Source organism: Amycolatopsis sp. cmx-8-4 (assembly GCF_046548675.1).
GTDB lineage: Bacteria > Actinomycetota > Actinomycetes > Mycobacteriales > Pseudonocardiaceae > Amycolatopsis.
Map to the genome: position 1 here is coordinate 113,835 of NZ_JAEBDZ010000027.1, position 11,397 is coordinate 125,231.

Below are 11,397 nucleotides of genomic sequence, written 5' to 3' on the forward strand. Positions count from 1 at the left end.
CCGGGCTCGCCCACACGGGTATCGGACGTCGTCATTCGTCCTCACCCCAGGAAGCGCGCGCCGCGTCGACGGTCGGGTGCAGCGGCATGACCGCGCCGAGGCTCAGCAGCTCGATCGGCCGCACGACGGCGGTGACGGTGGTCGCGATGGCGAAGCGGCCGCCCGCGTCGCGCAGCCGGTTGCCCAGCCGCAGCAGCACCTGCAGGCAGCTGGAGTCGCAGTACGTGACCTCGGTCATGTCCAGCACGATCCGGTCGGTGGCGGTGCCGGCCGGCAGCAGGCCCTCGAGTTTCGCCGAGACGGCCAGGTCGAACTCGCCGCGCAGGACGTAGACGGTCGCGTCCCCGGCGTCGTGCTTGGCCAGCGACCAGCCTTCACCGGAGGAGCGCTGCCGAGGCCGCGTTGCGTCGGTGGTCATGGGTTGTGCTCCTGGAGGGGACGGGCTTCGTCTGACAGTGGGCCGGCGGTTCAACCCGTTCACGCAAATCTACCAGCGGCGCCTGACGCGGGCAGCGCAGTGGGTTGTGCCGTCCTCAAAGGACTTCCTTGGCGCGGGCGGGCGCAGGTGCCGGTTCGGCCGGGGTGATCGCAGGTGGGGGCACGATCGCGACGTTCACGGTCCGGGTCAGCCGTTCGTAGGGTGCGCGGTGCTCGTCGTCGAGCAGGACGGCCAGTGGTGTCCACACCAGCACGACGAAGGCCGACGCGGCCAGGGCGAGGGGCAGCAGCAGCTGTTCGGGGTGTTCGCCGAGGTCCCAGTGGTCCAGGTCCAGCAGCAGCCAGGTCAGCCAGATCGGGGAAAGCAGGACGCCGTTGCGGACCAGCAGCGAGATCGGCCCGGCCCGGCGGCCGCTGCGCCGCGCGACCTTCAGCAGCATCGCCCGCTTGCCCGGCGTCGACCCGGTGACCGCGGGCAGCACCACGAACCACGCGAGCGCGAGGATGACGACCGGCGTGTCGCGGTGGCGCATGTCCTCGCCGAACAGGGTCAGCAGGCCGAACAGGAACCCGAGCAGCACGGCGAATCCGAGCAGGTCCGTGGCCAGCGCGAACAGCCGCCGGGTGAAGGTGACCTTCGTGGCGTAGCGGCGGCGGTCGTGGTCCGGCTCCAGCGCGGGCAGCACCCGGCCGAGCGGGCCGGCGATCAGCCAGCCGAGCGCGGCACCGGCGGTGTTGAGGATGAGGTCGTCGACGCTGAACAGGCGGTACGGGCACGGGTAGACGAACCACAGCCCGGTGAGCTGCGTCAGCTCGAACAGGAGGGAGAGGCCGAACCCGGCCAGGATCGTCGGCACCGCGCGCATCCGCTGGGCGTAGCGCAGGAAGAGGCCGAGCGGGACCAGCATCGCGACGTTGAGCGCGGTGGTCCAGACAGCGGGGTTGTGCAGGATCGCGCTCGGGCTCCAGTGGCCGCGGGCGCGTTGCGACACGACTTCGACGAAGTAGAACGGCCGCAACTGGGGAGAGCTGGCGTAGCTGCTGCCGGCGCAGAAGTTCGCGTTGTCGGGCAGCGGCAGGATCGTCTGCGTCGCGATCGCCAGGAGGTAGAAGACGAAGGTGTAGAACACGACCGTCGTCCACCCACCCGCACGTCCTCGGCGGCGGTAGCTGACGAATGCCGCCGGCAGCATGACGACCAGCGCGATGAGCGGGAACAGGTAGAGGGCGGTCCGGACGGGGACGAGGTAGGTGGCGACCACGGAGCCGGTGGTACCCAGCCGAGGCCCGGATGAAGCGTGCTTCGCCCGGACGGCTGGGCAGTCACCGGCATCGCGTCACTGCGGCGGTGCGTCCTGCTGGCCGCCGCCCTGCTTGTGCAGGAAGTCCTTCACCTTGTCCGAGCCCTGGTCGATCTTGTCGGCGTGCTCGCCGAACCGGCCCTTGGCGGCTTCGGCGGCCTTGTCGACACCCTGGTCGGCCTTGTCGGGGTTGTTGCCCAGGGCCTCTTTCGCCTTGTCGAAAAGACTCATCGGTAGGGCTCCATTCGGAATAGCGGGGCTTCGGTCTTCCCGAGCAAAACACCCGGCCGACCGGCCCGCAACCGAACGGCCGCTTTCCTTCCCCGGTAGGGGGTATCGAGGCTCTTTCGTGGGTGAAAGACGGAGAACGGGGGTTTGAGACCACGGGCATCGGGTAACGGCGATTCCTTGCGGATCCGCCCGATCGGCGGGAATCCGGAAACGCGCTGCCGCGTGGCTGTACGACCGGGACCCGGGTGGGCGGACGCCGCCCCGGAACCGGGCGCCGGGCGGCTGATCGTCCGGATCGTCCCGGAAAGGGGGCCCTCCGGCCGCCGGCGTCGCGCCGCGTGAACCGCGCGCCGCCGCAATCCGTATATGCGGTGAGGATCGCCGTCCCCGCCGCACGGGCCCGGCGATCGCCCGTGAACTGTGATGTGAGGCCGCGCCATGATGGGAACCACCGGTCTGCCGCTGTCGCGGCGAGCCCGCCGCCGCGCTCCGGACGGAGGTAGGACGCTGCCCGACTTCGGGCTGCCCCGGGCCGCCCGGCGGCACGCCGTCGCGGGCGTGGTGCTCACCGTCGTGGCCGCGCTCCTGGTGCTGTTCGCGCTCCTCGCGCCGGACGACCTCAACTCGTTCGCGCCGGAAGCGCTGGTCCGGGTGCCGGTGGAAGGCCTGATCGTGGCCGCGTTCGTGCTGGTCCTGCCGCCGCGGGCGCGCCGGGTCGTCGCGGTGCTGGTCGGGCTGGTGCTGGGCCTGCTCGTGGTGATGAAGGCGCTCGACACCGGCTTCTACGCGACGCTCGAGAAGCCGTTCGACCCGGTCTACGACTGGAGCTTCTTCAACGCCGGTCTCGAGTTCCTCGCCGGGGAGATCGGTGACGCCGCCGCGTACGCCGTGCTGGCCGGTGCCGTGGTGCTCGCGATCGCCGTGGTCGTGTTCATGGTGCTCGCGATGCTGCGGCTCACCCGGATCGCGGCCGGCAGGCGGACCGGCGCGACGCGCGTGGTGGCCGTGCTCGGCGTGATCTGGATCGTCTGCTCGGTCTTCGGCGTCGAGATCGCGCCGGGCCAGCCGGTCGCGGCCCAGAACGCCGCCGCCCTGGCCTACGACGACCTCCGCCAGGTCGGCACGGACCTGCGTGAACAGCAGCCGTTCAGCGAGCTGGCCGCCGACGACGCGTACCGCAACACCCCCGGTGACCAGCTGCTGGCCGGGCTGCGCGGCAAGAACGTGGTGCTCACGTTCGTGGAGAGCTACGGCCGCGTCGCGCTCGACGACCCGGAGTTCGCGCCGAAGATCGGCGCGACGCTCGACGCCGGCACAGCGCAGCTGCGTGCGGCCGGCATCGGCGCGAAGAGCGCGTTCCTGTCGTCCTCGACGTTCGGCGGCGGCAGCTGGCTCGCGCACTCGACCGTCGAGTCCGGCATGTGGATCGACAACCAGCAGCGCTACGACAACCTCCTCGACAGCGACCGGCTGACCCTCGGCGGCGCGTTCCAGAAGGCGGGCTGGAAGACCGTCTGGGACGTGCCCGCGCACACGAAGGACTGGCCGGAGGGCCAGCGGTTCTACCACCCGGACGCCTACTACGACTTCCGCAACATCGGTTACCGGGGCCCCGGGTTCGCCTACGCCACGATGCCGGACCAGTACACGTTCTCCATGCTGCAGCGCAACGAGCTGGCGAAGTCGGCTCAAAAGCCGGTGATGGCGGAGGTGGACCTCGTGTCCAGTCACGCGCCCTGGTCGCCGCGGCCCTGGCTGGTCGACTGGAACCAGGTCGGCGACGGCTCGATCTTCGCGCCGCAGCCGGGCGCGGGGGAGGCGCCCGAGTCGGTCTGGAAGGACCCGGCGAAGATCCGCGACGCCTACCGCGACGCCACCGACTACTCGCTCAAGACGCTGATCTCGTTCGTGCAGCACTACGGCGACGACAACCTCGTGCTGGTGTTCCTCGGTGACCACCAGCCGCCGGTCGTCACCCCGCAGGGCGCGGTCCACGACGTGCCGATCACGATCGTGGCCAAGGACCCGAAGGTGCTGGACCGGATCTCCGGCTGGGGCTGGACCGACGGCCTGCACCCGGCCGCGCAGGCGCCGGTCTGGAAGATGGACTCCTTCCGTGACCGCTTCCTGACCGCGTTCGCCCACTGACCGCCCCCTGAACGTCCACTGAGGACGCTCCCGTCGCACCGGGTTCCGGCCATCTCGGCGTGGCACGCGCGGGCGGCCGGCGAGCTGAGCTGGGCGGCCCGCGTCGATTGGGGTCGCGGACAAGGCCGTCTCCGCGGCGAAGAGGGCGGGTCGCGACCGGGATTGTCTCGGTGGTCGAAGAAACGCCCGCGGGCGTCACCCCTCCGCGAGCCGACCGGGGGTCCGCGCTCGCCCGGATGGAGCAGTGTCGTGACTTTCCGCTGCGCGGAATTCACTTGCCCGATGAATTGCCGGTAATTCTCCCGCGCTTCTACGCTTCGTCAGGTCGGGGTTCTCCGCGCTGAGGAGTGGTCATGCGAAGGAAATTGGCGGTTCTCGCCGTCGCTCTTTTTTCCCTGTTCGGTTTGACGGTCGGTACCGCGGCCGCGGCCGGCAGTGATTTCGCGCCACCCGGTTGCTTCGGGGAGCGGTACGGCGTGGTTTTCGGCCAAGGCGTCTCGGTCACCTGCTTCCCCGGTGAGGGCTACGGCTACCGGGTGATCGCGCACTGCGCGAGCGGCAACGCCTTCTGGTACGTGGTCGGGGACTTCGTGCCGTACGGCTTCGGCCCGGCCGTCGCGGAATGCACCGGCGCGTTGCTGGTGCCGGCCAGGGTGGTCGCGTACCAGGTCGACGAAATCTGATTTCGGCGCTTTTCCGCCCGGTCGCCCATTCGGGTGGCCGGGCGGAAGTGCGCGCGTTTCGCGGCTCAGGAAACGCGGCGGTCGTCCATCGCGTCGCGGTCCCAGTCGATTCCGAGACCGGCGGTTTCCGGCGGCACCGTACGGCCGTTTTCCACGGTCATTTCCGTGCGCGTGATCGCCCGCAGCTGCGGGATGTGCTCGACGTAACGGCCGTTCGGGACGGCCGCCACGAGGCTCACGTGCAGTTCCATCAGGAAGTGCGGGCAGACGTCGACGTTGAAGGCCTCGGCCGGGTGGGCGACCTTGAAGCAGGGCGTGATGCCGCCGATCCGGGCGACGTCGGGCTGCACGATCGAGCCGGGCGTGCCCGGCCACGTCGTCGGCGGGCAGTGGCTCTTCCAGCCAGTACAGGTCCAGTGCGGCGAACGCGGCGGCCCGCCGGATCGCCTCCGCGGCCGTCATCGACTGGTTGGCGTCCACCATCAGGTCGAACCGCGGGCCGACGGCCGCGCGGACCGCGGCGAGCCGCTCGACGTCTTCGGCGGCGGTGGTTTTGCCGACCTTGACCTTGACGCCACCCCAGCCGGCGGCCTCGGCGGCCTTCGCCCCCGCGACGAGCTCCTCGGTGCCGAGGTGCAGCCAGCCGCCTTCGGTGTCGTAGAGCGGAACCCGCGCGCCGAACCCGCCGGCGACGCGCCACAGCGGCTCGCCGGCCCGGCGGCACTTGAGGTCCCACAGCGCGGTGTCGACGGCGGCGAGCGCGAGCGAGGTGATGGCGCCGACGCTCGTCGCCCGGGTGGCGGCGAACAGGTCCCGCCAGATCGCTTCGACCAGCCGGGAGTCCTGCCCGACGAGCCGGGGGAGCAGGTGGTCCCGCAGCAGGGTGACGACGGAGCTGCCACCGGTGCCGATCGTGTAGAAGTAGCCGAGCCCGGCCCCGCCGTCGTCGGTGCCCAGCTCGACGAAGACGGTCTTCTGGGACAGGAATGCCTGCACGGCGTCGGTGCGGGCCTGCTCGACCGCGACGTCGACGAGAAAAGCTCCGGCCCGCGTGACGACAGTCGTCGATCCCCCTGACGCAGAATCCTATAGGAAATAGGATTCTGTCGCGGTTGAGGTCGGTCTGTCGACGAGCCGGGGGTAAGGGCCCGCAGGGGCGGCCGGGTTCCGGATTCGCGCCGGGCCGGGGGACGGTCATGCACGTCTGGTGCCCTGCCGTCCCTGGTTCCTGGCCCTGGGCGTGGGGGCGTGCTGTACTTGGTTCAGACCTTTTACAACGTTGTAATGGAGGTTGGCGAGCACGCGCCGCGAACGGCCGGGAGCCGGGTCGCGCTTCTTTGGTGCGTGCAGAACATGTTGGGGTGCAATGTATTGCAGAGTTGAGTCCGTTGTGGATGGTCGTTCGCTCCCGCTAATTCCAGACAGAAAACCGGACAATTCTGGACCTGTCGCGAACCCGCCCGCACACTCGGCCCACAGTGTGTTTCTTTCCCCCGGCATCGGAGGAGTTCCTCATGCGTCGAAGAATCGCCCTGGCTCTCGGCGGCGCCGCCGTCCTCACCGCCAGTCTCGCCAGCAGTGCCCTCGCCCCCGCCGTCGCGCAGGCCTCACCCGGCCTGATCGCCGCCATGCAACGGGATTTCGGGCTGACCGCCGCCCAGGCCGAAACCCGGCTGGGTCAGGAGATGACCGCCTCGCGGGTGCTGCCGGACGCGCAGCGCGCCGCCGGCGCCGCGTTCGGCGGGGCCTGGTTCGATCCCGCGCTCGGCAAGCTCGTCGTCGGCGTGACCGACCCCGCCGCGGCCGCCGCCGTCCGCCAAGCCGGGGCCGAGCCGACGACCGCGGCCGTCAGCGCGGCGAAGCTGGACGCCGCGAAGGCCGCCATCGACTCGGCGGCCAAGGCCCACCCCGCCCCGGCCGGCGTCAGCGGCTGGCGGACCGACGCGCGCACCGGCAGCGTCGTGGTCACCCTCCGGCCCGGAGCGCAGGGCTCCGACGTCGACGCTTTCGTCGCGCAGGCCCGGAAAGCCGGCCCCGTCACCGTGACGTCGACGCCGAAGGCCGAGACGCTCTCGGCCGGCACGGTCGGCGGCGACCCGTACTACATCAACGGCAACACCCGCTGCTCGATCGGCTTCTCCGTGAACGGCGGGTTCGTCAGCGCCGGGCACTGCGGCGGCGCCGGCAGCTCGGTCGTCGGCTGGGACGGCTCGGCGATGGGCACGTTCGCCGGTTCTTCCTTCCCCGGCAACGACTACTCCTTCATCCGCATCGGCAACGGCTGGTGGACCGCGCCGGTCGTGCTCGGCTGGGGCACGGTCAGCGACGCGATCGTGCGCGGCTCCTGGGTCGCGCCGGTGGGCACCTCGGTGTGCCGCTCGGGGTCGACGACGCACTGGCACTGCGGTGTCGTGGAAGGGCTGAACGAAACCGTCAACTACTCCCAGGGCGCCGTCTACCAGGTGACCCGCACCAACGTCTGCGCCGAACCCGGCGACTCGGGCGGCTCCTTCATCACCGGTGACCAGGCGCAGGGCGTCACTTCCGGTGGCTGGGGCAACTGCAGTTCCGGCGGCGAGACGTGGTTCCAGCCGGTGAACGAGATCCTGCAGACCTTCGGCGTCGGTCTCGTCACGGGCTGACGGCCGGTGCGACGCCGGTCGCGGGCACCTAGGCTGAGTCGATGACCCCGCCACCGTTGCCCGCGATCGGCGTCGTGCGCACCGCCCGGACGGAGCTCGAGCACACCCCCGTCCAGGCGGCCGCGAACCGCGCCGAAGAAGGCACCATCGAACTCGACGACCGCTTCGCCGAAGGGCTGGCCGGGCTCGCCGGGTTCGACTACGCGTGGCTGCTGAGCTGGCTGGACCGGCCCGACCGGCCGGGTGGGCTCACGCAGGTGCCGTACCTGCTGCGCCGCGAAGGCCGCCGGACGGGCATCTTCGCCACCCGCGGCCCGCGCCGGCCGAACCCGATCGGGCTGAGTCTCATCCGGCTGCTCGACGTCTCCGGCACCACTATCCGGTTCGCCGGCGTCGACCTGCTGGACGGCACGCCGGTGCTCGACGTGAAGCCCTACGTCACCCGGTTCGACCGGCCGCCCGGCGACCCCGCCTGCGGGTGGTTCGACGCCGTGGACGTGCTCGAAGGCGTCACCCCGGCCCGGCTCGCGGAGGAACCCGGTTAGGTCCGCAGCAGGCTGACCAGCCACGCGTCGAGCACCTGCTGGACGTCGGCGCGGGTGTGCGCGGGATCGTCCGCCGCGGCGATCATCCGGGCCGCCTCCATCACCGCGCTCAGCACGAGCTGCGCCAGCGCTTGCACCGGCAGCTCGACGATCAGGCCGTCCACTTTGGCCTGCTCCAGCACGCTGACGATCAGCCCGAGGCCGTACTCCGCCTCGATCTCGCGCCAGACCTCCCAGCCGAGCACGGCGGGCGCGTCGGTGAGGGAGATCCGGCGGACGTCCTCGCGCAGGCACGCGTCGAGGAACACGCCGAGGCCGAGCGTCATGCCGGTCAGCGGATCCGCGGCCTGGGTGAACGCGGCCGCGACCTCTTCGGTCAGCTCGCGTTCCAGCTCCTCGACGACCGCCCGGAACAGGCCCTGCTTGTCGGCGTAGTGGTGGTACAGCGCGCCGCGGGTGACGCCCGCCGCGCGGGTGATCTCGTCCGCCGGCACGGCCTGGTAGCCGCGGGTGGCGAACAGCTCGCGCGCGGCGGCGACCAGGGCGGCCTTCGTGCCGGCGGAACGGTCCTGCTGGGTACGTCGCACCCGCCTAATCTGCCATGACGCCCGCGAACTCGACGACGTGGCGGGCCAGCACGGCGGGCTGGTCCTCGGAGACGAACGTGTAGGAGTCCGCGATCTCGACGAGCTTCGCGTCCGGTAGCAATGCGGCGAGCCGGTGGGCGAGGGCGATCGGGAACAGCTTGTCCTCGCTCGCCCAGGCGAGCAGCACCGGCCGGTCGAACGTCCGCAGCGCCGCCGCGGCGGCCAGCGTGTGCCGCGGGTGCACGTCCCGCAGCAGCTTGCGCAGGTCGCGCCGCACCCCGGCGGACTTGCGCAGCGGCGCGAGGTAGGCCTGCGCGACGGCGTCGGGCAGCCGCCGCTTGACCACCCAGCCGAACAGCATCGGCAGCGGGTAGAGCGCGCGGAACCGCAAGAGCTGGCCGAGCACGGCCATCGACCCGGGGATCCGCGCGATCACCGGCAGCGGCTTGAAGATCGGCGGGAAGAAGTACTCGAAGCAGTCGGACGGCGTGAGCACGACCCGCCCGACCCGCTCCGGGCGGCGGCTGAGCAGGATCTGCGTCAGTGCGCCGCCGGTGTCGTTCGCGACCAGCGTGACGTCGCGCAGGTCCAGCGCGTCCAGGAAGTCCGCGATCACGTCGGCGGCGCCCGTGGGGGAGAGGTCGGCATCGGCCCGCATCGGGAGGTCGTGCGAGCCCAGCGGCAGATCCGGGGCGACACAACGGAATCCGGCCGCCGCGACGTCCGGGACCACCTTCCGCCACAGCTCGGCGTTCGTCAGCACGCCGTGGACGAACACCACCGGCGCGCCGCTGCCCCGCTCGAAGTACCGCACCTCGCCGGCCGGCAACCGGACCCGGCGTTCCCGGCCCAGGGATTCGCTTCTCGTCATGTGGCTCATGGTTACATACATACGCCATGTATGTAAATGGATCGGCTCAGTACCCCCGTGACCGAGCGTGAGGCCAGGTGATCGTCAAGGATTCACGGGCCGCGTGCCGGTCGTGGCGGATTCTGGCGCCGGGCCGCCGGGGTGTTGGCGGATGTTTGGCCACCCGGTGTCTCCTGCGGGCCCGTTCGCCGAGCACCCCGGAGGCCTCGATGAGCCCGTTCCACCCGTCCGCCGGCTTCGACCGCCGGACCCTGCTCAAGGCCGCGGCCGGGACCGGCGTCGCCCTGGCCGGCGGCCTCGCCGCGATGACGGCGTTCCCCGGGGTCGCGGCGGCCTCCATGTGGCCGTCGTCGCTGCGGTCCGGCTCGACCGGCGCCGCGGTGAAGGAACTGCAGATCCGCGTCGCGGGCTGGGCCGCGGACGGTCCGAAGCAGGCCTACGTAGCCGTCGACGGCGACTTCGGTCCCGGCACCGAGGCGGCGCTGAAGCGGTTCCAGGCCGCGAACCACCTGACGGCCGACGGCGTCGCCGACGCGGACGACTTCGCGGCCCTCAACGCACTGGAATCCGCCGACGGTTCGACCGCGCACTTCGAATTCAGCGAGTTCACGTCCAACGACGGTACGGGTTTCGGAGGCGGCAAGGTCGGTTCGACGACGGTCAAGGAGAACGTCCGGCGGCTGATGTACAAGCTCGAAGCCCTGCGGACGAAGGCGGGCAACCGGACGATCACGATCTCGTCGGGCTTCCGCAGTGTCGCGCACAACCAGGCCATCGGCGGCGCGTCGAACAGCATGCACGTGTACGGCACGGCGGCCGACTGCTACGTCAGCGGCCTGAGCACGCGCCAGGTCTACGTCCTCGCCGAGGCCTGCGGGTTCTCCGGGCTGGAGCGCTACACGCTCTCGGACGCCCACCAGCACGTCGACAGCCGCATCGAGTACGCCTACGGCTCGCAGAGCTGGTGGTGGGAGAGCGGCACGGTCAGCTGAGCTCGAGGGTGATTGAGCTTGAGGGTGATGCCCCCGGGCGAGGCTTCGGGGAAAGGTCGGATCCAGGGGCATCACCGCCCGCGGGACAGCTGACACGATGTCCCGCGGTGCAACTACCTTACGAACTCACGAGCCGTCCGACCAGGGCCTCGATACGGTGTCGAAGGTTTGTCGCCCGGTCGGTCGCAGGACCCACGGAGAGTGGGTCTTCCGGGGTGATCAAGGGGTGCTTGTGCTCGCTTGACCGTTTGCTCGTTCGCGCCTAGCCTCAAGTTGAAACTTCAACCTATTCTCGCGCGCAGCAGCACGGGCCAGGAGAGCCGATGTCGATCTTTCGCCTGAACCACGCCGTGCTGTACGTCCGGAACGTGGCCGAGAGCGTCGCGTTCTACCGGGACCTGCTGGGCTTCGACTACATCGAGGGCGGCGACGCGCACCGCGGCGCGGCCTTTTTGCGGGCGCCCGGCTCGACCAACGACCACGACCTCGGCCTGTTCGAGCTCGGCGCGCACGCCGAGGACTCGGGCGCCGGGCAGACGTCGGTCGGTCTCTACCACCTCGCGTGGGAGGTCGACACCCTCGGCGACCTGGACCGCCTCGCCGGCCGCCTCGAAGCGGCCGGCGCGCTGGTCGGCTCGTCCGACCACGGCACCACGAAGTCGTTGTACGCCAAGGATCCCAGCGGGATCGAGTTCGAGGTCGTCTGGATCATCCCGCGCGAGCTGCTGACCGACGCGGACCGTGACCCGGGCAAGGCCACGGGCCGGCTGGACCTGGCGCGCGAGCTGGCGAAGTACGGTGCCGACGCCCGTAGCGGCGTCGGCATCTCGCGCCCCTAGATGATTGATTCCGTGAAGATCATGTGAGCTGACCCGGTTCAGGACGTGAGAGGAGGGTGTCCAAGATCAATGTGTGAGCAAAGAACTAGACACCCTCCTGACAGCACTCTACGTGCTCGT

General features: G+C 70.7%; 11 protein-coding genes and 1 pseudogene. 6 read left to right on the forward strand and 6 right to left on the reverse strand.

The genetic code is table 11. The annotated features are described in order from the left end of the window. Positions 1-31: 31 nt before the first annotated feature. The 3 genes from ACLJQZ_RS38855 to ACLJQZ_RS38865 all read right to left on the reverse strand — a co-directional run bounded on the left by ACLJQZ_RS38855 (position 32) and on the right by ACLJQZ_RS38865 (position 1,970). The gene (locus ACLJQZ_RS38855; protein WP_410625521.1) at positions 32-418 is read right to left on the reverse strand and encodes an STAS domain-containing protein; all 387 of its coding nucleotides are present in this window, start codon (positions 416-418) and stop codon (positions 32-34) included. A 115-nt stretch (positions 419-533) separates the two neighbouring features. Next, a complete protein-coding gene (locus tag ACLJQZ_RS38860; protein WP_410625523.1) occupies positions 534-1,700 on the reverse strand; it encodes a VanZ family protein in 1,167 nt (388 codons plus the stop codon). A gap of 75 nt (positions 1,701-1,775) precedes the next feature. Continuing rightward, a complete protein-coding gene (locus ACLJQZ_RS38865; protein ID WP_247052111.1) occupies positions 1,776-1,970 on the reverse strand; it encodes an antitoxin in 195 nt (64 codons plus the stop codon). A 438-nt stretch (positions 1,971-2,408) separates the two neighbouring features. Here ACLJQZ_RS38865 and ACLJQZ_RS38870 point away from each other — a divergent pair, with 438 nt between their 5' ends. Together ACLJQZ_RS38870 and ACLJQZ_RS38875 are read left to right on the forward strand one after the other, a co-directional pair. Continuing rightward, positions 2,409-4,118, forward strand: coding sequence for a sulfatase (locus ACLJQZ_RS38870; RefSeq protein ID WP_410625525.1), 1,710 nt, complete (start codon positions 2,409-2,411; stop codon positions 4,116-4,118). Positions 4,119-4,471: 353 nt separating this feature from the next. Beyond that, entirely contained in the window at positions 4,472-4,801 is a 330-nt protein-coding gene (locus ACLJQZ_RS38875) for a hypothetical protein (RefSeq protein ID WP_410625527.1), read from the forward strand. Between the two features lie 65 nt (positions 4,802-4,866). Here the strand turns inward: ACLJQZ_RS38875 and ACLJQZ_RS38880 are convergent. Continuing rightward, positions 4,867-5,797 (reverse strand): annotated as a pseudogene (locus ACLJQZ_RS38880) (mandelate racemase/muconate lactonizing enzyme family protein). Positions 5,798-6,315: 518 nt separating this feature from the next. Between ACLJQZ_RS38880 and ACLJQZ_RS38885 the strand changes: the two are divergent. Next, positions 6,316-7,443 carry a S1 family peptidase gene (locus ACLJQZ_RS38885; RefSeq protein WP_410625528.1) on the forward strand — a complete coding sequence of 376 codons (1,128 nt, stop codon included), beginning with the start codon at positions 6,316-6,318 and terminating at the stop codon, positions 7,441-7,443. Between the two features lie 41 nt (positions 7,444-7,484). Continuing rightward, positions 7,485-7,988 (forward strand): tRNA (N6-threonylcarbamoyladenosine(37)-N6)-methyltransferase TrmO, encoded by a 504-nt coding sequence (gene tsaA / locus ACLJQZ_RS38890; RefSeq protein WP_410625529.1) that lies wholly within the window; start codon positions 7,485-7,487, stop codon positions 7,986-7,988. On the opposite strand, the gene ACLJQZ_RS38895 is transcribed toward tsaA, so the two are convergent. Together ACLJQZ_RS38895 and ACLJQZ_RS38900 are read right to left on the reverse strand one after the other, a co-directional pair. After that, positions 7,985-8,575: a TetR/AcrR family transcriptional regulator gene (locus ACLJQZ_RS38895; protein WP_410625530.1), complete on the reverse strand. Its 591-nt coding sequence runs from the start codon at positions 8,573-8,575 to the stop codon at positions 7,985-7,987. The genes tsaA and ACLJQZ_RS38895 overlap by 4 nt on opposite strands. Positions 8,576-8,579: 4 nt before the next feature. Beyond that, positions 8,580-9,446, reverse strand: coding sequence for an alpha/beta fold hydrolase (locus ACLJQZ_RS38900; protein ID WP_410625532.1), 867 nt, complete (start codon positions 9,444-9,446; stop codon positions 8,580-8,582). Positions 9,447-9,655: 209 nt separating this feature from the next. Between ACLJQZ_RS38900 and ACLJQZ_RS38905 the strand changes: the two genes are divergently transcribed. Together ACLJQZ_RS38905 and ACLJQZ_RS38910 are read left to right on the forward strand one after the other, a co-directional pair. Continuing rightward, positions 9,656-10,438, forward strand: a complete 783-nt coding sequence (locus tag ACLJQZ_RS38905) for a D-Ala-D-Ala carboxypeptidase family metallohydrolase (protein WP_410625534.1) — start codon at positions 9,656-9,658, stop codon at positions 10,436-10,438. A 323-nt stretch (positions 10,439-10,761) separates the two neighbouring features. After that, entirely contained in the window at positions 10,762-11,277 is a 516-nt protein-coding gene (locus ACLJQZ_RS38910) for a VOC family protein (protein WP_410625536.1), read from the forward strand. The last annotated feature ends 120 nt before the right edge of the window (positions 11,278-11,397 follow it).

Bases quoted from the DNA above. Each gene is read 5' to 3' on its own strand.
- ACLJQZ_RS38870 (WP_410625525.1), top strand. From the start codon at position 2,409: ATGATGGGAACCACCGGTCTGCCGCTGTCGCGGCGAGCCCGCCGCCGC.
- ACLJQZ_RS38865 (WP_247052111.1), bottom strand. From the start codon at position 1,970: ATGAGTCTTTTCGACAAGGCGAAAGAGGCCCTGGGCAACAACCCCGAC.
- ACLJQZ_RS38885 (WP_410625528.1), top strand. From the start codon at position 6,316: ATGCGTCGAAGAATCGCCCTGGCTCTCGGCGGCGCCGCCGTCCTCACC.
- ACLJQZ_RS38900 (WP_410625532.1), bottom strand. From the start codon at position 9,446: ATGACGAGAAGCGAATCCCTGGGCCGGGAACGCCGGGTCCGGTTGCCG.
- ACLJQZ_RS38910 (WP_410625536.1), top strand. From the start codon at position 10,762: ATGTCGATCTTTCGCCTGAACCACGCCGTGCTGTACGTCCGGAACGTG.
- ACLJQZ_RS38875 (WP_410625527.1), top strand. From the start codon at position 4,472: ATGCGAAGGAAATTGGCGGTTCTCGCCGTCGCTCTTTTTTCCCTGTTC.
- tsaA (WP_410625529.1), top strand. From the start codon at position 7,485: ATGACCCCGCCACCGTTGCCCGCGATCGGCGTCGTGCGCACCGCCCGG.
- ACLJQZ_RS38905 (WP_410625534.1), top strand. From the start codon at position 9,656: ATGAGCCCGTTCCACCCGTCCGCCGGCTTCGACCGCCGGACCCTGCTC.
- ACLJQZ_RS38855 (WP_410625521.1), bottom strand. From the start codon at position 418: ATGACCACCGACGCAACGCGGCCTCGGCAGCGCTCCTCCGGTGAAGGC.